Genomic DNA, 19,190 nt, shown 5'->3' with positions numbered 1-19,190 from the left:
TTATGCGCACCCAGCCATTGACTGGGTGCTGTTGGCTAGAAGTAAAATCTTTTAACCACAGATTCACAGGCTTTTACCCAACAAACAGCCAACTACCGTGATCACTAGGCAGCTTTTAAATGCCCCGAGTGAAGTCCTCTAGCGTAAAACCACGTGGGCCATCGATTGCGCAGGCCATTTGAGCACGAGAGCCGAGATGCTCGTAACCTAGCTCGTCAAGACTAGGAATATCATCACGAGTAACTTGCAGGGTTTGCATTAGTTGGCCCATCGCCGCAAGCGTGCGCGCCTGTGCGAGAGTTAAGTCAAATTGAGCACTGGCGTAGGCACGACTGGCTTCAAAGTATTCATTCTCACTATCCAGAACATCGAGTAGCGTTCGTTGCCCAATATCAAACTGCTGTTTATAAGCGCCGCGAACACGATCAATCGACTGGCGGTGCTCATTGAGATAGCGTAGTTGCTCACCTATCCGTTGCGAATCATTGTAGGCAATTTGCGTCGTCTGCCTAACATTAGTACAGGCCGTTTCGCGCTGATTTTCTGCCTGCTCAATTCGTGTAGTTGCTGCATTAAATGATGCATAGTCGGAACCACCCCGGTACAAGTTCATACTCGCAACGAGCTGAATACTGTGTTCATCACTACGACCTGTGATGGAGTCGTCTTGGTTGTTAGTACCTGTGCGCCCCTGAATATCTAAACGAGGCATAAAGGCAGCCCGAGCCCCCTCTCTCTCTGCGCGCTGCACGGCAATATTTTCAATCGCTGCATGAAACTCGGGGTTACCTTGAAACGCCAGTTCTACTGCTTGGCTAACATCTGCGGGTATTTCACTACCAAATGAAGGCGACGGCGCCATGTTCTGCGCTGGCAGCGTACCAACTATCCGCTGAAAACGAGCAGTAACATCGTGGAGGTTCGAGGCTTCGGACATCAAATTTGATTCAGCTAACGCTAGACGGCCACTGATTTGCTCGAGATCCACACCACGACCAGCGCCAGAACGCACCCGCTCTTCAATTTGATTAAACACGCGCTGGTGTTCACGGTAATTATCCTGCGCCAAACCTACTAACTCTCGGAAGCGCATCACGTCTAGGTAAGCACGGAATGCCTCAAGGGCAACGTCTTCACTGGCGCCTAAGAGTTCAAAATAAGCAACCAAACGAGCACGGTCTAAACGCTCAACCTCGCTGCGTGTTGCAAAACCATCGAACACCATCTGCGATAATGTTAGCTCAGCGAAGTCACTGCTATAACTGCCGCGTCCGTCGTTTTGCTGATCTTGCCGCCCCACCCCAGCACTGACATCTATAGAGGGTAAATAGCCCCCCTGGGCAACGCGAACATCACTTCCTGACGCACTAAAATTTGCCCAGGAAGCATTCACCTGAGGGTTGGTAATAATGGCTTGCTGAATCGTGCTAGACAGATCCGTACTTCCAGGGGCGTAAAGGCTGGCTGGTAGCGACTGAGCAAGAGCAGTTAGAGGGAGACAAGCCAGAGTAGTGACCGTGAGTGGTCGAATAGCACGCTGTAAAAACAAAGTTTGTAGTGTCGTTTTAATACCGTCTTTCATCGCCATAAATCCCTAATGAATGTTCACGCTGCTGAAGAAATAGCTGCTAAACGCCACCAACCCTGGGGCACCCTCAATGCTCTTGCTCCGCCCTCTAGTCAATACTTCATACTAATAAGTATTGATGCGACTCAGTGATACGAATTAGCGCATTTACCTAGCTTAATTTAATAGCATTAGCCATAAAGCCGATGCTATGAAGCCAAAAGTCACAAAATTTTACAATACAAATCCTAAAAAAACATTACTAATAAGCTTCTTGCTTGGTTTTTGATTGCAGCTGCTGCAGCGCTAGCCCTAACAAAATCAGGATCAACCCGACAAACGTGGATGCCAATAACGGCTCACCAACCACGATATAAAGAAGTAACAGGGAAATTGGCGGGGATAAAAAAATCAAATTAGACACCTTGGCAGTACGAGAAACCTTACGAACCGCCAGCTGCCAGAGCACAAACGCCACTCCCATTTCGAAAAGACCGACGTAGACACCCGCCCCCAAAGCTGGCCAACCGTGCCAGTTAAATCCTGGCCCAAAGATCAATAACGCGGTTAAAACAGGCAGGCCAACACTGAAGTTCTGCCATTGCGCGATTAAGGGGGCCCGCTCATCTCGCGCATTAAGCAGCCAATAAAGCGCCCATAAAAGCGTCGATAAAAGCGCAAACACAACGCCCAACGGGTCTGCAAAATCGACATTGAAGACATTGCCGCGCGTTGCTATTACCCAAACACCTGCATAGGCAATAAGCCCCGCAATAATATCTATACGGGTGAGCCGCTGCCCTAGAATCGGCACGGCCAGCAGCGCCATTGCCAGCGCCCAAGTATAGTTCAGCGCCATCGCCTCCTGCCCTGGTAGCCTGTCGTAAGCGGCAAACAGCACCAAATAATAGGCAACAGGATTCATCAGCCCAGCCCAGGCCGCAGTACGCCAGCCATGGCGAAGGGCTGCTGTTAAATGCCCCTGCTTCACCACCAGTACAAACATGAATACCCAAGACACCAGGGCAGCGAGCCACATCAGCTCAAGCGGGCTCATCCACGTAAGGGCGACTTTAAAAGCGGTGGCAACCGTCGACCATAGCGCTACCGCCCCGAGACCATACAAAACGGCTTGACGATCTTGGTTCATCGGTCGATGTGCCCCAAGTCCCGAGCTGGCTCGATCTCATCCCGCACCTTTTGCTTTAAGGTTTTAATATCAGGAAAGCCACCATCACGCTTTCTTTCCCACAACAGCTCATCATCACACCACACCTCAAAGGTGCCCCCATGAGAGGGAGATAAAGCCACTTCTGCTAGGCTTTCACCAAACGTAGAAAGCAGCTCTTGAGCATACCAAGCGCTGCGCAGCAACCATTGGCACTGCGTGCAATAACGTATTTGAATGCGTGACATCCTGGGGCTCCTTCGTGTTTTAACAGGGCATTCTTATATTTCATTCTGTCACCTTACATTAGCAACAGCCAAGGAGACGCCATGGCCGAAAATAATGTTTCTCAATCCCGCATATACGAGTGGCTGACAGGCGATGATGACAGCCGAATGTGCGATGACATCCCCGAAAATGCGTGCAATGAGCAACCGCGTAATTTTCTCCTCCACCTTGGTGCTTCATTAGGCAATAAGGTAGCCGATGAATTATCTAGTGCCCGCTTGGTACTCCCCTGGCTCATGGGGATTATTGGTGCCCCTGTTTGGATGGTTGGATTATTAGTTCCCATCCGCGAAGCGGGAGCACTGCTCCCCCAGCTATTTGTTGCGGGTTTTATTCGTTTAAAACCAAAACGCAAGTGGGCTTGGGTCGCAGGTGCGTTATTGCAAGCACTTGCAGCGCTTGCTTTGGCGCTGTTGGCACTGATAGGTAGTGGCATCTCGGGAGGGATATTGGTCTTAGGCACGCTGATGTTACTGGCATTGGCGAGGGGGCTTTCATCAATAGCCACCAAAGACGTACTGGGTAAAACCATCGCCAAAGGGCGCCGCGGAACCTTGATGGGGTGGAGCGGCAGCTTATCAGGAGCCGCAACACTAACCGCAGGTGGAGTATTGATGTGGTTTGGCGACCAGCCCGGCAATATAGCACTCGCTATTTTGCTTGCTATTGCTGCGGCAGGATGGCTGCTGAATGCAGCTTGTGCCGCACGCATTGCTGAAGCACCTGGCGCTGTTGACGGCGGAGAAAATGCGTGGAACAGCATTCAATTGGGACTCTCCTTGCTCCAAGAGGACCGCCACTTTTTACACTTTAATGTGGCCCGCGCTCTACTACTCTCTAGCGCACTGGCACTGCCCTATTTAGCCTTGCTAGGCCAACAGCAAAGCGGCACTAACTTGGGCGGCCTAGGTCTACTGGTGGTGCTATCGGGCGTGGCTGCGATGGTGGCAAGCCCTGTATGGGGAAAACGAGCGGATCAGTCGAGTCGGTGCGTGATGAGAGATGCGGCTATCGGCACTGCCATTTGCTGCCTGCTTGGCGCCAGTTTAGCGTGGCTACCTGGCGCATGGAGCCAGAGCGTTTGGCCCTACGCGCTTATTTATGCCCTACTGGTCATTGTCCATCACGGCGCACGCCTTGGCCGTAAAACTTACTTAGTCGATATCGCCAACCAGGATAATCGCGCGCTATACGTTGCGCTGTCTAATACGTTAACCGGCGTTTTGATGCTGCTGGTCGGTGGAGCTATTGGCGGCCTAGCGCAATGGCTAGGTAGTGCGCCACTGCTACTGGTGCTGGCTGGCACGGCCTTTTGCGCGATGTTATCGGCTCACCGATTACCTGAGGCAGAATAGCGCTGCCGATTGCAATGCAACACAACGCTCGCCATGATGGTAACGAATTAGCGGTGGTTAGCTGGGTTTTTGCTATTCTACCTTTACCAAGTAATAGGAAATGCCGATTAGCTCCGCGCTGCTGAACAGCGCCATAGCTACGGAAGAACGAGAGCAGCAACAGGAACCCATTGATGAAACGATCTCCTTTGATCAGCCCAGAGCTACTTGAGCGTATTGTTGACGCTTCTGAAGATGGTATCGTCGTTGCAGAACAAGAAGGCGACGAGAACATTCTTATCTACGTCAACAAAGGGTTTGAGCGCCTCACTGGCTACAGTGCAGATGAAATTCTGTATCGCGATTGCCGTTTTCTACAGAATGAAGACCGCGATCAAGATGCGCTCAGCTCCATTCGCGATGCATTAAAAGATGGCCGCCCTTCCCGCGAAGTGCTGCGTAATTACCGTAAAGACGGCACCATGTTCTGGAACGAGCTCTCCATCACCCCCGTTTACGATGAAGCGGACAAGCTGATGTACTACATTGGTGTACAAAAAGATGTCACTGAGCGCGTTGAAGCTCAGCAAGCACTGGCGGCACTTCAAAAGCAGCAGGAACTGACCGAATAAAAAATCATATATAAAAAACGCGCCGAGGCTTGCAATTCAACCCAAGTAGCGATATATAGCGGCTAAGCGCAAAATAGCGCTAGGCACTTTTTGTCTTTTAAATCCACAGGGCAAAAAGCCGTTGTGATGCCGGTACGCCGGCTTGGGTTGGAGGGCATACCATGAGCCGTGACCCCTTAAATCGTGAAACTTATACAAATGACGCACTCGACGCTGATGAGTTCGAAAACTTAGATGCCGTCAATGACGATCATTATAGTAAAAGCAAGCCCAGCAAAGCAGACACGCTCCGCGCCCGCCGTCAGGTAGAGGCATGGCTTGAAGAACGCCGCCTCCAGCGAGCCATTGAAGATGATTGGGATGAGGAGGAGTAACCTCGTCACTCATGCTGGCAATTTTTTGTGGCCGCATCATGCCGTACAGGCGTTAGGGGTAATTGTAAAATTACCCCTAAGCAGGCAAGACGTGGTTAACCCCTGACGAGTTAATGGCTATTTTAGCGGTGACTAATCATCCGCACTTCTGGCCTTTGTCCGCGCTGAGCACTATCATCTAATCCTACGCCAGCACACTGCTGCGACTCTTTTCTCCAACAACCTAACGGATTTCCATGGCGCAATACGTATTCACCATGAACCGGGTTGGCAAAGTTGTGCCACCCAAAAAGCAAATTCTCAAGGATATTTCGCTATCATTCTTTCCAGGGGCCAAAATTGGCGTACTGGGTTTGAATGGTGCCGGTAAATCCACACTGCTACGCATTATGGCCGGTGTCGATAAGGAGTTTGAAGGTGAAGCTCGTCCGATGCCAGGTATCAATGTGGGCTACCTCCCCCAGGAGCCACAGCTTGATGACGAAAAGAACGTTCGCGACACGGTAGAAGAAGCCTTGGGCGCTATTAAAGAAGCTCAGGAAAAGCTAAACGCGGTGTATGCCGCTTATGCTGAACCTGATGCAGATTTTGATGCCTTAGCCAGTGAGCAGGCGCGTCTGGAAAATATTATTGAAGCCGCTGATGCTCACAACCTTGAACGCAAGCTGGAAGTAGCAGCCGAAGCTCTGCGCCTGCCGCCCTGGGATGCCAAAGTTGGTAACCTTTCAGGAGGTGAGCGCCGCCGCGTAGCGTTGTGTCGTCTGCTACTTTCAAGCCCTGACATGCTGCTGCTCGACGAGCCTACCAACCACCTTGATGCCGAATCCGTGGCTTGGCTAGAGCGCTTCTTGCACGACTATAATGGCACCGTCGTGGCGATCACCCACGACCGTTACTTCCTAGACAACGTTGCTGGATGGATTCTGGAGCTTGACCGTGGCCAAGGCATCCCCTTTGAAGGCAACTACTCTCAGTGGCTGGAGCAGAAAGAGCAGCGTCTGAACCAGGAAGCCAAGCAGGAAGTATCGCGTCAGAAAGCTATCAAGCAAGAACTTGAGTGGGTGCGCAGTAACACCAAAGGACGCCAGGCGAAGAGCAAGGCGCGCCTTAACCGCTTTGAAGAGATGCAGTCTGGCGATTTCCAAAAGCGTAATGAAACGAACGAAATCTATATTCCACCTGGCCCACGCCTGGGTGATAAGGTCATCGAGTTCCATAACGTGACCAAACGGTTTGATGACAAACTGCTCTACCAGGACCTCTCTTTTACCATTCCCCAAGGGGCTATTGTAGGGATCGTGGGCGGCAACGGGGCCGGTAAATCAACACTGTTCAAACTCGTCACCGGCCAAGAACAGCCTGATGCTGGCGAAGTAGTGATTGGTGAGACTGTCGATATTGCCTACGTTGAGCAGCTACGCGATGCCCTCGACGACAAGCAAACTGTTTGGGAAGCCGTCTCTGACGGGCAGGACATCCTCAACATCAATGGCTACGAAGTCTCCTCGCGTGCATACGTTGGTCGTTTTAACTTTAAAGGCAATGATCAGCAGAAGCGTCTAGATGAGCTTTCTGGTGGTGAACGCGGCCGTCTGCAGCTTGCCCAAACGCTTAAACAAGGCGCGAACGTACTGCTGTTAGATGAGCCCTCAAACGACCTGGACATCGAGACCTTACGCGCCTTGGAAGAAGCGCTACTGGCCTTCCCGGGCTGCGCGATGGTGATCTCTCACGACCGCTGGTTCCTTGACCGTATCGCTACGCACATTCTCGCCTTCGAAGGCGATTCAGAAGTCGTCTTCTTCGATGGGAACTACACTGAATATGAAGAAGACCACAAAAAGCGCGTGGGTAACGACACGCCTAAGCGGATGAAGTATAAGCGCATCGACGCCTAATCGGCATCGTAGTCACACCGCTAGAAACGCATAAAGCCCCTCTCTAGGGGCTTTATGCGTTTAGGTATGCACAGAGCAGAATATACGATCGGCCTTTTTCAAACCCCGCCTCTATCAGCCTGCAGGCCAAGTGAACTGCCGCCCCCCCATCAAATGCATGTGAATATGGTAAACGGTTTGGCCACCCATCTCATTGCAGTTCATGACAACCCGATAACCATCTTCTGCGAAGCCTTGCTGTTTAGCCAACTGCGCTGCGGTGTACTGCAAACGCCCAACCACAGCCAAGTCTTCAGGTGTAATATCGTTAAGCGTGGCAATATGCTTTTTTGGAATAATCAGTTGGTGCGTTGGCGCCTGAGGATTAATGTCATTGAATGCCAACACATACTCGTCTTCGTACACAATATCAGCAGGAATCTCGCGATTAATAATTTTGCAAAACAGGCAATCCATGGCGGCCTCCTTCTTTTTTATAGGTAATATCACGATCTAGCTAGCGAAAACGACGCTGGGCAAGCAGATGACGAACCAGCGGCGCTAATATTAGCTCCATGGCAAGCGACATACGTGCCCCCGGCACGACCAACGTGTGCGGACGTGTCATAAATGAGTCTTTTATCATCGCCAATAGCCAAGGAAAATCCACGGTTGATGGATCTCGAAAGCGAATCACCACAAACGATTCCGCATCGGTAGGAATATCCTGAACCTCAAAAGGGTTCGACGTATCGACGGTAGGCACACGCTGAAAATTAATATGGGTACGTGAAAATTGTGGCTGGATATAACGCACGTAATCATCCATGCGCCCTAGAATGGTATCGATTACCGCCTCTTGAGAGTATCCACGCAACTTAGTATCTCGGTCGATCTTCTGAATCCATTCCAGATTCATGGTAGGCGCGACTCCCACCAACAGGTCTACGTGGCGGGCGATATCATACTCTTGCGTCACCAAGCCACCATGCAGCCCTTCGTAAAAAAGCAGGTCGGTACCGCAGGGCAACGACTGCCACTCGGTGAACGTTCCCACACGATAACCAGCCTCAATTTTTTGCTTATCTTCTGCATGGATATAGTGGCGGAACGTACCTGAACCATGCTCTCCATACTCGATAAACAACCCTTCAAGCCGATCAAGCAGATTAGCCTCTACGGCAAAATGAGACAGCTCATCTTTGCGCTCGGGTTCATCACGAAAAATTCTCTGCAGGTCATCGCGAGTGTAGCGGTGAAAGGCATCGCCATCCACCATCGCCGAATGCACATCCTCACGCAAAAACATGCGTTCAAAGCTACGCCGAACGGTGGTAGTGCCCGCCCCAGAAGAGCCCGTAATCGCTATAATCGGATATTCCCGAGACATTAATTAAGCACCTCTTGCCTGGGCAATAGCCAGTTTGACCTTATCAGGTATACTCACAGGCCGACCCGATGTAAGGTCTACAAGCAACTGATTCACACGGGCGGTTGCCACCACCTTGTCGGTTTCAGCGTTGCAAATACGCTGATAAATCGTCAGTGCCTTTCCCTCAGGTTCAGGCACTGCCGTTTCAATCGTTAAAGCATCAGGCCAGCGCGCTTCATGCTGATACTGAACGGCTAAATCAGCGACGATGCTCGGGTATCCCTTCATATCCCACTCAGGCAAACCTAACGCAGCAAAGGCATGGACGCGGGCTTCATGCAGCAGTGATATCAACGCATCGTGCCCTAGGTGCCGCCCGTAATTCATATCCGTAACGCGCACCGTCAGCGAGTGCCGATGAATAATCGCTGTCGTGGGAAAGTCTAGCGTGACACGCTCCATACTTTGCTCCTTATCGGTGACGGTTTGACTTCAGCTCACCAACCTATAGCTGCTGTTCCCGCACAATCGCTCGGAAAGCAATATCACGACGAAACTCAGCGCCTTCCCAATGAATCGCCTTAACCCCCTGGTACGCCTGCTGCTGAGCGGCGGACACCGTGTCACCTAATGCAGTGACACACAGTACGCGACCTCCGGCCGTGGTGATACCTCCTCCAGCGGCCTTTGCAGTGCCTGCATGAAACACTTTGCACTGCGCTTGCTCTGCGTCTAATAGGCCGTGGATAACATCACCCTTGCGGTAGTTGCCGGGGTAGCCACCGGCCGCCATCACTACACCTACCGCAGCACGGCTGTCCCACTCGCACTGCTTATCGGCAAGCTCACCATTCGCGCCAGCCAAACAGAGTGCTGCGAAATCAGAGGTTAGCCTCATCATGATGGGCTGGGTTTCAGGATCCCCAAAACGACAGTTGTACTCAATAACCTTGGGGTTACCGTCAGCATCAATCATCAAGCCTGCGTACAAGAACCCTGTATACGGGTTCCCTTCTTCCGCCATGCCGCGCACCGTGGGCAGAATCACCCTTTCCATAATGCGGGCATCGACCTCTGGGGTAACCACTGGCGCAGGTGAGTATGCGCCCATACCGCCCGTATTGGGGCCAGTGTCACCATCATAGGCACGCTTATGATCTTGACTAGTCGCCATAGGCACCACATTCTCACCATCTACCATGACGATAAAACTAGCTTCCTCACCTTCCAGAAACTCTTCAATTACTACGCGAGCGCCTGCATCGCCAAACGCATTCGCTTCTAACATATCGCGAATAGCCGATTCAGCCTCAGCTTCGCTCATCGCAACAATAACGCCCTTGCCTGCCGCCAAACCGTCAGCTTTGATGACGATAGGCGCCCCCATATCGGCTAGATAAGCAAGCGCTGGCTCTACTGCGGTGAAGGTTTGATAGTTGGCTGTTGGAATCTGGTGTCGTGCCAGAAAGTCTTTGGTAAACGATTTCGAACCTTCCAACTGGGCAGCACGTTGTGTGGGGCCAAAAATCGTTAAGCCCGCCGCTTGAAAGCGATCAACAACACCCTCAACCAGTGGCGCTTCAGGGCCCACCACCGTTAACGCAACCTGCTTACTCTGGGCAAACTCAACTAAAGCATCCAGATCCGTTGCCCCAATATTCACATTGGTCAGCTTGGGTTCAGTGGCCGTCCCAACATTGCCTGGCGCAACAAACACCTGTTCAACGTCACTGGACTGCGCTAGCTTCCACGCCAGCGCATGCTCGCGGCCGCCGCCACCAATCATCAAAACGTTCATCATCATCCTTCTTAAACGGGAGAGCCTAATTGGGCGTCGTTGATTTATAGCTGGAGCGCATTATGCCACAACGCAGGTGTCAGTGGCGTTAGGAGCCTTTATCCGACTTGTCGTCGTCATCCGTTTGTGTCGGCTGGTTCAGCGTGTTTTGCCAAAAGCGCATATTTTCTTCAGCTAATTCGCGCATAAACTCAATGGGAGAGTGGCGTATCGCATTCTTCCATTGGCTTTGCATACGCTTTTGCTGCTCCAGCATTAGCTGAGTACCTTGCTCTAAATAACGCGACAGCGGCAAGGGCGACGACATATCGTAAACACGGATAAGCTGAGCGAGCAGATCATTAGAGAATACTTCAGCTTCACTATCTGCTTGCTCTTGCTCGATAATAATCGACAGAAGAATAGTGCGTGTTAGATCCTCACCGCTTTTTGCATCCTCGACGCGGAACGGCTCTTCTTCGATAATCAGACGTCGCAGATCTTCAAGCGTTACATAACGGCTTTGCTGGGTGTCGTATAACCGACGGTTTGCATATTTACGAATTACGCGCACGGCGCATCTCCTTGAACACGGTACAGGCTTTTGTTGCCATTGCTGCTATTGTGCCTGCAACATACACCTATGCAAGCCACCATAACGGATTAATGCTGTTAGACGCGCTTTCTTTATGACCAATAGACGATAACCATGAATCTGATTCTGCTGGATCCGAGCGAAGTGGAAGGTGCTTATGCTTACCTCACCGACGCGCGCCGCATCACTCATTTACGCGAAGTACACCGCGCTACCGCGGGAAACCAGCTGACTGTCGGCCTACAGGGGGGGGCGATGGGGAAGGCGCAATTAGTTGAACTCAGCGATACACAGGCAATATTTTCTCTAGAAAGCCTCAATGAAGCCCCCCCACCGCCCCTACCGGTGCATTTAGTGCTAGCACTCCCCAGGCCAAGAATGTTGGCACGAACGCTTGAGCATGTGACGGCTCTTGGCGTGAAAAGCATCACGTTACTACATACAAAACGCGTTGAAAAAAGCTACTGGCAGTCGCCTGAACTGCGCCCAGAGAAAATTCATCAGCATTTAGTATTAGGTCTTGAACAAGCGCGCGATACCCATCTCCCCACCGTTACGCTAAGCAAAGGATTTCGCCCCTTCTTAGAAGAACAGCTACCTACTCTGCTTAACGGACACCGCGGTTTGGTCGCTCACCCAGGCATGACCCAAGCTTGCCCACGCGATATCCAGGAAAGAACCCTGCTGCTTGTTGGGCCCGAAGGCGGATTTATTCCTTGGGAAGTCGAAAAGCTGCTTGAGGCAGGCTGCGAAGGCATGCACCTTGGCCCTCGCATCCTGCGGGTAGAGACCGCCGTGACGGCGCTGTTATCACGATTATTTTAATAAGCCTGCTTCAGGTAAGGCAGCGCTCAGTCGTCAACACATACCCTTAAGATTGGTCATCTTCCGGGTCGTGGGGAACGTAATTAGCGTCTTCTCCACACTCGGGGGACTGAAGAAACGTATTACGCACATCCAGTAAGCCTAAATGACTGATGGAGCGACGACCAAGCAACAGCGGGTATATCATCTCCTCACGATCACGCAGACTAAATTGCTCTTCGTATATGGTGTCACCCATGCAAATGTCCATTAGCACCACGGGACGCTCATCACGGCCACCTGCGCCACGCACGGTAAGCTCGCGGTAAAGTGGTCTCTCGATTTTATCGCTAAACACTTTACCGCTTGCTTGATCTTCAAGCTTCAAGCGAAAACGTACCCATTCCTCCCCTTCTTTCTCGAACAGCTCAATATCACGAGCATCGAGTGAGGAAGTCAGCGCGCCGCTGTCTAACTTGGCTTTTACCGCGATTCCCCAAGGCTCAACAAACGCATTCTCTACCCAACCAAACACTTTATCTTCTGCATATAGTGATGATGAGCTTGCTAACAGTGCGCCAACCAATAGACCGGAACCCAGCATGCTTTGGAATATTTTTCCCATTGCATTTCATCCTTGGTGAAAGTTGTTTCACAAACAAGCCGTTAAACGCTAGCGAAGCCGCTCCAACAAAGACTGAGTCGCGAAACCATCCGGCGTAAGACCTTGATCCCGCTGGAAAGCACGCAATCCCTGTCGGGTATTAGGCCCCATAATACCGTCTGCCGTGCCAACCGAATAACCAGCACTGTTCAAACGCTGCTGCAGCGTTCTGACATCAGCACGCGTCAATGGTGCCTCGTCTCTCGGCCATGAATGAACAATACCCTCTCGACCAGCAATAGCATCCGCCAGCGTAGCCACTGCCAATGCGTAACTCGTTGCGTTGTTGTAGCGCAAAATAGCTCGGAAGTTAGGCCCAACTAAAAAGGCTGGCCCATTCGCCCCAGCAGGGACAATTACGGCGGCACTATCAAAAGCAGGCAACTCACCGTTCACTGCGCGCACACCTTGTGCTGCCCACTCATTACTACTACGGCGCTGGGTTTGGGAATAATCGAAAGAGGCAGGAAGTTCCACCTCCACACCCCAAGGCTGACCAGCTTGCCACCCAGCCTTGGCTAAATAATTAGCCGTAGAAGCCATAACATCTGGGATGCTGCCCCAAATATCTCGGCGCCCATCATTGTCGCCGTCTACCGCGTAGGCTTCAAAGCTGCTAGGAATAAACTGGGTATGCCCCATCGCACCTGCCCAAGAGCCTTTCATTTGCTCAGCAGCAATATCACCTTGATCAATAATGCGCAGCGCCGCTAACAGTTCGCCGCGTGCAAAGTCTCGTCGACGTCCGTCATAGGCTAACGTTGCGAGTGCTTCCAACGTAGAAAAGTCGCCGAAGTTACTTCCGTAATTACTTTCAATTCCCCAAATGGAGACAATAATTTCAGCTGGCACGCCATAGCGTTGTTGCATTTGTCGCGCCGTATCACGATGGGCAGCCAATTTTTCGCGGCCATTATTAATGCGCGTACTGGAAACGGCGGTATCCAGATACTGCCAAATGGGGCGAACAAATTCAGGCTGGTGGCGATCAAGCTCGATAACGCGTTCTCTATAACGCAAACCACCCAGCGCTGAATTTAGCGTAGCTTCACTAATGCCTTGATTGGCAGCATAACGCCGAAAGTCAGCCAACCACTGATTGAAGCTGGCATAGCTCAATGCTTCTGCCGTATGTGTATCTACTTCGGACAGTAACTGTTGACTGGCATACACACCATTGCTACCCAAAACAGCTACTGTCGTGCCAGTCGCTAGCAACAATGACAGATACAGGGGAGAACGGGCACTCGCAGAGTCTTTATTTTTCAATAACATAGCATTAATCTCTTAGCAATCCATGGCGTGCATCTGATAATGACCCAGAAATAAGAGAGATGCTAGTCTTACCCACCTAACCGCAGTAACACAATTAGGTGGCAAAGTACGACCACCGCCGTCAGAAGTAAGCGGAGTTTAAGATACCATCTCGGAAATCCATCGCGCCCGTCGTGGCTAAAGTCATACCCGGCGATGAGAATAAATCCCGCGAGCAGCACCCACAGTCCAAACATCACATCAAACAATAAAGCAGGCCATGCGATGAGGCTTGGCAACATCGCGAGTATCAAACGCCGTCGATTTCCGGCACGAGATACCTGTAGCGCACTTCCCCAATGCACTCCACCCAAGAAAGATAAAATAACCGCACTGTAGTAACTAAACCCATACACGGCGGTTATTTGCCAAGCAGGGGGCGCCCACCATGCTAGAGCCCCTGCCCCAATGAAGGGTATTAACCCCGCAAGGCCGAGTCCCCAGGCAACGTTGCGATCACTAGTAAAAACACTCATGGCGTGCAACTCATCCTGCGCTCCTCAGTCACCATTCTCTTAGCACATGGAAACTATTCATCTGTCTCTTGAAGCTCTGTGGCATGAAGCTCAGCGGTGTCAATGAGCCACCGCTGCCACTCGTCAGGTAAAACACACGGCGCATCAAACTCGGTCGGTGCTACACGCCAAGGCTGGTGGCGCTCCAGACCAACGGGTAATGAAGCTAGCTCCGGCAACCAATGCGTAACATACAACCCTTTAGGATCGTAATGCCCCGCCTGCTTAAGCACGTTAAAATAGCGGTCTTTACGTGGATCACGGCCAACGCCCGCGACGTAACGCCAGTTTCCCCAGTTACTCGCCACATCGTAATCAATCAGGCAGTGCTCAAACCATCCAGCTCCGAGACGCCAGTCTACACCTAAGTCTTTGACGAGAAAGCTGGCGACATTTTGACGTGCTCGATTCGAAATCCACCCAGTCGTTTTCAACTCAAGCATGGCAGCGTCAATGAATGGCACACCGGTTTCAGCATTGCACCACCGGTTAAATGCTTCGCTTGCTTCCGGCAATGACTCACCGCCGAACAGCGAAGCGCCTTCCAACTGCCCAGCGCGGTGAAAGTAATCACGCCACAATAGCTCGAAAACTATCCAATAGCTTGACTCGCTACTGCCATGAACCGCTTCCCAGGCTTTGACTTCTTCATGCACCTGACGTGCGGACAGACACCCACGCGCTAACCACGGAGAAAAGCGTGTAGAGAAGTTAGCACCGAGCAATCCATTACGTGTTTTTTTGTATGAATCAGGTCCGTTTTGCTTCCATAAATAATGCTGTAAACGGCGATGGCCTGCAGACTCTCCACCAACAAAGGCAAAACCTTGGCGTTGATCAGGTTGCCAAGCGGCACTTGCTTCACATACTGATTTGATCGGTGGAAAGCCGCGTGGCGCATCCGGCCATGAGGGCAAAGTAATAGGTGCAGATTTAGGCGCCAAAATTTCACAATGTTTTTCAACGCGACGTCGATAAGCAGAAAAGCTGGGAGGAAGGTTGCCTGACTCAAAAGGAAGTTGATCGGCATCAATCAAATAACCGCTTTCAATACGCAACAAGGTAGCGTGGTCAGCGACACGTGCAATCTGCTGCGACTCCTCATAGCCAGAGTGCGCCGCCACCCTCACTTCACGAGCATTAAGCGAGTACGCCATCTCAATGACCACTTCGGCCGGGTCGCCAATGCGTACCAGCAGGTCGCTACCACGCTGCAGTAACTCACCACGTAGCTCCATCAAACTTTGCCATAAAAAACGCAGACGGGCGGGTCCAAGCCGGGGCGTGTTTTCACCCGTCATAGCAGACTCCAGCCAACGCTGGTCAAGTACATAAAGACAAAGCAGTTGCTCAGGGGGAGACACGAAGTGTAACAGAGGGTTGTCAGCTATCCGCAGATCATCTTGTAGCCAAACAATATCAGTCGTACTGTTCATACTCTTGCCTCCTCGGCTTGCTGTGCTGTTTGGCTTCGCGACGGCAACGCTCACTGCAGAAGCGCACGTCATTCCAGCAGCGCACCCATTTTTTCCGCCAGGTAAATGGGCGATGACACTGTACGCAATCTTTTTGCGGTAGGTCTTGCTTGCGTCGCATGCATCTATCTCTCTGCTTGTTTCTTTCCGCCCCACACTAAAAACATGAACATACTACCCCATCAAGTACAATTACTGTACATAAATTAAGTTAGCCTAACTTATCCCTTACGGCACACTTCCAGTGACTCCTGCCCATAAAAAAAGCCATCCCCTGGGATGGCTTTTTTCGTATTACAAGAAACCGTGAGACGGCGCAGCAGCAGGCGAACCCGATTAGTCAGGATCTGTTGTACGCGGATGCCGTTTGGCATTCTCGTGGGTTTCTAAACCACTTTTCAGTTCATGGGTCAGTGGATCGTAATTAGGCCTTAACTCGTCTTTCACGGTACCGCTCCACAGGCGCGAACCAACGAAGTAGGCTGCCCGCCCAATCACATGGGCTGCAATAGGCGCTGTGATCAAGATAAATACAATAATGGCAAACGCACGCGCTACGACGCCTACATCAGCAAAGTGCATCGCAGCGGCAAGCATGATTAAGATCACACCAAGTGCCGCCGCTTTGGTCGTCGCATGCATTCGAGTGAGTAGGTCTGGCAGTCGCAGCAAACCAATAGCAGCGAGTAACATAAAGCTCGCCCCACTAATCAACAGCGTACCTTTGATAAATTCAATCATCCCGCGGCCCTCCACGCTCCAGGAAACGAGCAAACCCAATGGCCGCTAGAAAGCCCATTAGTGCAATGACTATCGCTGCATCAAGAAAGCTGGCAACCCCTGATTGAATAGCGTACACGCCGACAAGCCCAACTACCGTAGTAGAGAACAACTCAAGTGCCACTACGCGGTCAGGCAGGCTAGGGCCACGCACAACCCGTACAAATGTCAGCACCAATGCCAGCCCCATAATTACCTGACTGATTAAAATGACGGTATCCATTAACGAAATAGCTCCAGTGCCCGGTGCTCCATCTCTTTCAGGTTGCGTCGAAGCTCCTCTTCATCATCCAGGAACATAGCATGAATATAGAGCACCTTACGGTCGTCTGACACATCCAGGCTAAGTGTTCCAGGCGTTAACGAGATTAAGTTAGCCACCATAGTGATCTCCATTTCCGTCCGCGCAGAAAGCGGCATCGCAATCACCCCTGGCTGCATGTGCCAGGGAGGTGTCAACACGTCGAACGCAACACGTAAATTGGCTTGCATGAGTTCCTTGATGAAGAAGCCAACAAAGCCAATGATGCGTGGCACTCGTGCTGGATAGCCCTTCAGGGACTCTACCTGAGGCTCAATAAGCACCAACGCGATGTAGCCAAAGATCATCCCCACCAATAGATTGAGCCCACTAAAGTCACCGCTAAGCAGAACCCAGGCCAGACCCAGCAAAAGATTCCAAATCGCTCCCGTCATGGGTTGCCCTCCGCGTCTTCACTTATCGGCTCTGCCTGCCCTTCAAACGGCTCCAGAAGTGCCGCTTCGGCACTCGCTGATGTCCCCATCACTGCTTCAATATAGCCTGACGGGTTCATGAGCTGATCACCGATAAGTATCATTACTTGCATAATCGGCTCTGCGAACACGCCAATCAATAACGACATAGCGGCGAGCACCACAACAGGCAAATACATCATCCACAAGCTAGGTTTTATCAACCGACCATCATCCCCTGCAGATGCTTGCGGCGAAGGCACATGGTTATTTTCAGGTAGGTCTTTCCAGAAAACCTCGTTCCATATTTTAACCATGGAATAGAGAGTCATAAGCCCCACGGCAAGAGCGATCCCCGTTGCAACATAGGCTTCAGCCTCTAAACCCGCACGCACTAGCACGAATTTTGCGAAGAAGCCCGATAACGGTGGGATACCCGCCAACGAGAATGCAGAGATAAAGAACGCAACGGCTAACCAAGGGCGCTCGCGATATAGACCGCCCATCTTTTTTAACTGATACGTGCCTTGCAAGCGATGAGTGATGCCACTGATCAAAAACAGGTTTGTCTTCACCACAATGTTATGCACGATGGCAAATACACCACCGGCGATGGCAAGCGGGGTATACAGCGCTAAGCCAAGAATCATGTAGCCAATCTGACTCACAATATGGAAAGACAAAATACGCCTAAACTCATACTGTGCGGCCGCTCCTAGAACACCGGTGACCATAGTGAACACAGCCCCCCACAGCATTATGTCCTGCAAATAACCCATTGTTTGGTCAAACATCAGGGTAAAGACACGGAACAGTGAGTACACCCCTACCTTGGTTAGCAAACCAGCAAACAAGGCCGAGACTGCGACAGGCGGCGTATGGTAAGACGCTGGCAGCCAGAAGAAGAGCGGAAACGCCGCAGCTTTAATCCCGAACGACACCATGAACATGACCGCCAGTACTTCGACCATACCGCTGTGCTCAGCCTCGTCCAAACGCAGCGCAATATCGGCCATGTTGAGCGTGCCGACCGTCCCATACAGTAATCCCACTGCCGTCAGGAAAATAACCGATGCCAACAAATTCAGTGTGACGTACTTGATGGCGCCTTCCATTTGCGCTCGCTCTCCGCCTAAGATCAGCAGCGCGAACGAGGCGACAAGCATCACCTCAAACCATACATAGAGGTTAAAAATATCGCCGGTTAAAAATGCGCCAGCCACACCTGCCAAAAGCAGATGCATAAGCGGATAGTAGCCAAACTTTTCATGGCCGCGTCCGGTAGTAGCGAGTGAGTAAATACCCATCGCCAACCCAATAATACCGGTCATTAAAATCATGACGGCACTTAGCATATCGGCAATTAGGGTAATACCGAACGGTGCTGGCCAATTGCCCATCTGCATGGTGATGTAACCATCAGACCAAACAGCAACAAACAGCCATAGGCTCACTAGAAGCAGAGCGATGTTACCTGCGACTGCGATAAAACGCTGCATGGGGCGTGAGCGCCAGAATAGCAGCGACAACGCTCCAGAAAGCAGTGGCAGCAGGACGGGAAGTGCGACTTCTGGCCTCACGTGTCAGTATCCTTCATTTTGTCCAAATCATCTGCCTTAACGATTTCGTAGGCTCGGCGAATGAGAACGACCGCAAATGCCAAAACACCAAAGGCAATCACGATTGCTGTCAACACAACGGCTTGCGGCAGCGGATCCGCCACATCACCCAATGGCTGCAGCATCCCTTCTGGTATCAGCGGCGGAGCTCCTCGTGTCATACCCGCTGTCGTAAAGATCAGCAGATTGGCGCCATTAGATAACAGCAATAGGCCAATCACTAACTTAACGATTGAACGGCGCAGCATCATAAAAATAGCGGTGGCATATAGCAGGCCAATCGCTAGTGCCATCAGCGGTTCCATACACTGCCTCCTTTTA

23 protein-coding genes are annotated in these 19,190 nt (G+C 51.4%); 5 read left to right on the top strand and 18 right to left on the bottom strand.

Annotated elements, in window-relative coordinates:
• Positions 1-115: 115 nt before the first annotated feature.
• The 3 genes from HZS79_RS16040 to HZS79_RS16030 form a co-directional block, all read right to left on the bottom strand.
• The gene (locus HZS79_RS16040) at positions 116-1,582 is read right to left on the bottom strand and encodes a TolC family outer membrane protein (RefSeq protein ID WP_162218921.1); all 1,467 of its coding nucleotides are present in this window, start codon (positions 1,580-1,582) and stop codon (positions 116-118) included.
• 247 nt (positions 1,583-1,829) lie between these two features.
• Positions 1,830-2,717, bottom strand: a complete 888-nt coding sequence (locus tag HZS79_RS16035) for a DMT family transporter (RefSeq protein ID WP_162218920.1) — start codon at positions 2,715-2,717, stop codon at positions 1,830-1,832.
• Entirely contained in the window at positions 2,714-2,983 is a 270-nt protein-coding gene (locus tag HZS79_RS16030) for an Rdx family protein (RefSeq protein ID WP_162218919.1), read from the bottom strand. Before HZS79_RS16030 ends, HZS79_RS16035 begins: the two co-directional genes overlap by 4 nt.
• A gap of 81 nt (positions 2,984-3,064) precedes the next feature.
• On the opposite strand from HZS79_RS16030, the gene HZS79_RS16025 reads away from it, so the two are divergent.
• From HZS79_RS16025 to ettA, 4 genes are all read left to right on the top strand, one after another.
• Positions 3,065-4,378 carry an MFS transporter gene (locus HZS79_RS16025; RefSeq protein ID WP_162218918.1) on the top strand — a complete coding sequence of 438 codons (1,314 nt, stop codon included), beginning with the start codon at positions 3,065-3,067 and terminating at the stop codon, positions 4,376-4,378.
• Between the two features lie 173 nt (positions 4,379-4,551).
• Positions 4,552-4,989: a PAS domain S-box protein gene (locus tag HZS79_RS16020; protein WP_162218917.1), complete on the top strand. Its 438-nt coding sequence runs from the start codon at positions 4,552-4,554 to the stop codon at positions 4,987-4,989.
• A gap of 161 nt (positions 4,990-5,150) precedes the next feature.
• Positions 5,151-5,363: a PA3496 family putative envelope integrity protein gene (locus HZS79_RS16015; RefSeq protein ID WP_162218916.1), complete on the top strand. Its 213-nt coding sequence runs from the start codon at positions 5,151-5,153 to the stop codon at positions 5,361-5,363.
• Positions 5,364-5,599: 236 nt separating this feature from the next.
• Complete coding sequence (gene ettA / locus HZS79_RS16010; protein WP_162218915.1) at positions 5,600-7,261, top strand: energy-dependent translational throttle protein EttA; 1,662 nt, start codon at positions 5,600-5,602, stop codon at positions 7,259-7,261.
• Positions 7,262-7,375: 114 nt separating this feature from the next.
• Here the strand turns inward: ettA and HZS79_RS16005 are convergent, their stop codons facing one another.
• The 5 genes from HZS79_RS16005 to phaR all read right to left on the bottom strand — a co-directional run bounded on the left by HZS79_RS16005 (position 7,376) and on the right by phaR (position 10,963).
• Positions 7,376-7,717: a histidine triad nucleotide-binding protein gene (locus HZS79_RS16005; RefSeq protein ID WP_162218914.1), complete on the bottom strand. Its 342-nt coding sequence runs from the start codon at positions 7,715-7,717 to the stop codon at positions 7,376-7,378.
• A 40-nt stretch (positions 7,718-7,757) separates the two neighbouring features.
• Positions 7,758-8,630 carry a phosphoribulokinase gene (locus HZS79_RS16000; RefSeq protein WP_162218913.1) on the bottom strand — a complete coding sequence of 291 codons (873 nt, stop codon included), beginning with the start codon at positions 8,628-8,630 and terminating at the stop codon, positions 7,758-7,760.
• 3 nt (positions 8,631-8,633) lie between these two features.
• Positions 8,634-9,074, bottom strand: coding sequence for an acyl-CoA thioesterase (locus HZS79_RS15995; RefSeq protein ID WP_162218912.1), 441 nt, complete (start codon positions 9,072-9,074; stop codon positions 8,634-8,636).
• 43 nt (positions 9,075-9,117) lie between these two features.
• Positions 9,118-10,410, bottom strand: a complete 1,293-nt coding sequence (gene purD, locus HZS79_RS15990) for a phosphoribosylamine--glycine ligase (RefSeq protein WP_179928354.1) — start codon at positions 10,408-10,410, stop codon at positions 9,118-9,120.
• An 88-nt stretch (positions 10,411-10,498) separates the two neighbouring features.
• The gene (gene phaR, locus HZS79_RS15985; RefSeq protein ID WP_162218910.1) at positions 10,499-10,963 is read right to left on the bottom strand and encodes a polyhydroxyalkanoate synthesis repressor PhaR; all 465 of its coding nucleotides are present in this window, start codon (positions 10,961-10,963) and stop codon (positions 10,499-10,501) included.
• Between the two features lie 135 nt (positions 10,964-11,098).
• On the opposite strand from phaR, the gene HZS79_RS15980 reads away from it, so the two are divergent.
• A complete protein-coding gene (locus HZS79_RS15980; RefSeq protein WP_162218909.1) occupies positions 11,099-11,809 on the top strand; it encodes a 16S rRNA (uracil(1498)-N(3))-methyltransferase in 711 nt (236 codons plus the stop codon).
• Between the two features lie 46 nt (positions 11,810-11,855).
• On the opposite strand, the gene rloA3 is transcribed toward HZS79_RS15980, so the two are convergent.
• The 10 genes from rloA3 to HZS79_RS15930 all read right to left on the bottom strand — a co-directional run bounded on the left by rloA3 (position 11,856) and on the right by HZS79_RS15930 (position 19,174).
• Positions 11,856-12,413 (bottom strand): retropepsin-like aspartic peptidase RloA3, encoded by a 558-nt coding sequence (rloA3, locus tag HZS79_RS15975; protein WP_162218908.1) that lies wholly within the window; start codon positions 12,411-12,413, stop codon positions 11,856-11,858.
• A 48-nt stretch (positions 12,414-12,461) separates the two neighbouring features.
• Entirely contained in the window at positions 12,462-13,727 is a 1,266-nt protein-coding gene (locus tag HZS79_RS15970; RefSeq protein ID WP_162218907.1) for a lytic murein transglycosylase, read from the bottom strand.
• A 68-nt stretch (positions 13,728-13,795) separates the two neighbouring features.
• Complete coding sequence (locus tag HZS79_RS15965) at positions 13,796-14,242, bottom strand: DUF3429 domain-containing protein (protein ID WP_162218906.1); 447 nt, start codon at positions 14,240-14,242, stop codon at positions 13,796-13,798.
• Positions 14,243-14,295: 53 nt separating this feature from the next.
• Positions 14,296-15,717 carry a DASH family cryptochrome gene (locus HZS79_RS15960; RefSeq protein ID WP_179928353.1) on the bottom strand — a complete coding sequence of 474 codons (1,422 nt, stop codon included), beginning with the start codon at positions 15,715-15,717 and terminating at the stop codon, positions 14,296-14,298.
• Positions 15,701-15,877 carry a DUF2256 domain-containing protein gene (locus HZS79_RS15955; protein ID WP_179928352.1) on the bottom strand — a complete coding sequence of 59 codons (177 nt, stop codon included), beginning with the start codon at positions 15,875-15,877 and terminating at the stop codon, positions 15,701-15,703. The genes HZS79_RS15960 and HZS79_RS15955 overlap by 17 nt, the downstream gene beginning before the upstream one ends.
• Positions 15,878-16,092: 215 nt before the next feature.
• A complete protein-coding gene (mnhG, locus tag HZS79_RS15950; RefSeq protein ID WP_162218903.1) occupies positions 16,093-16,497 on the bottom strand; it encodes a monovalent cation/H(+) antiporter subunit G in 405 nt (134 codons plus the stop codon).
• Positions 16,490-16,759, bottom strand: coding sequence for an MrpF/PhaF family protein (locus HZS79_RS15945; protein WP_078088224.1), 270 nt, complete (start codon positions 16,757-16,759; stop codon positions 16,490-16,492). The genes mnhG and HZS79_RS15945 overlap by 8 nt, the downstream gene beginning before the upstream one ends.
• Positions 16,759-17,232, bottom strand: a complete 474-nt coding sequence (locus HZS79_RS15940) for a Na+/H+ antiporter subunit E (protein WP_162218902.1) — start codon at positions 17,230-17,232, stop codon at positions 16,759-16,761. Before HZS79_RS15940 ends, HZS79_RS15945 begins: the two co-directional genes overlap by 1 nt.
• Complete coding sequence (locus tag HZS79_RS15935) at positions 17,229-18,830, bottom strand: Na+/H+ antiporter subunit D (RefSeq protein ID WP_179928351.1); 1,602 nt, start codon at positions 18,828-18,830, stop codon at positions 17,229-17,231. The genes HZS79_RS15940 and HZS79_RS15935 overlap by 4 nt, the downstream gene beginning before the upstream one ends.
• Positions 18,827-19,174 carry a Na+/H+ antiporter subunit C gene (locus HZS79_RS15930; RefSeq protein WP_162218900.1) on the bottom strand — a complete coding sequence of 116 codons (348 nt, stop codon included), beginning with the start codon at positions 19,172-19,174 and terminating at the stop codon, positions 18,827-18,829. Before HZS79_RS15930 ends, HZS79_RS15935 begins: the two co-directional genes overlap by 4 nt.
• Positions 19,175-19,190: the final 16 nt, after the last annotated feature.

The sequence above is a fragment of the Vreelandella zhaodongensis genome, from assembly GCF_013415115.1.
In the GTDB taxonomy this organism is placed as follows: domain Bacteria; phylum Pseudomonadota; class Gammaproteobacteria; order Pseudomonadales; family Halomonadaceae; genus Vreelandella; species Vreelandella zhaodongensis.
Note: the sequence above shows the minus strand (reverse complement) of the source record. Positions and strands in the feature narration are given on the sequence as shown.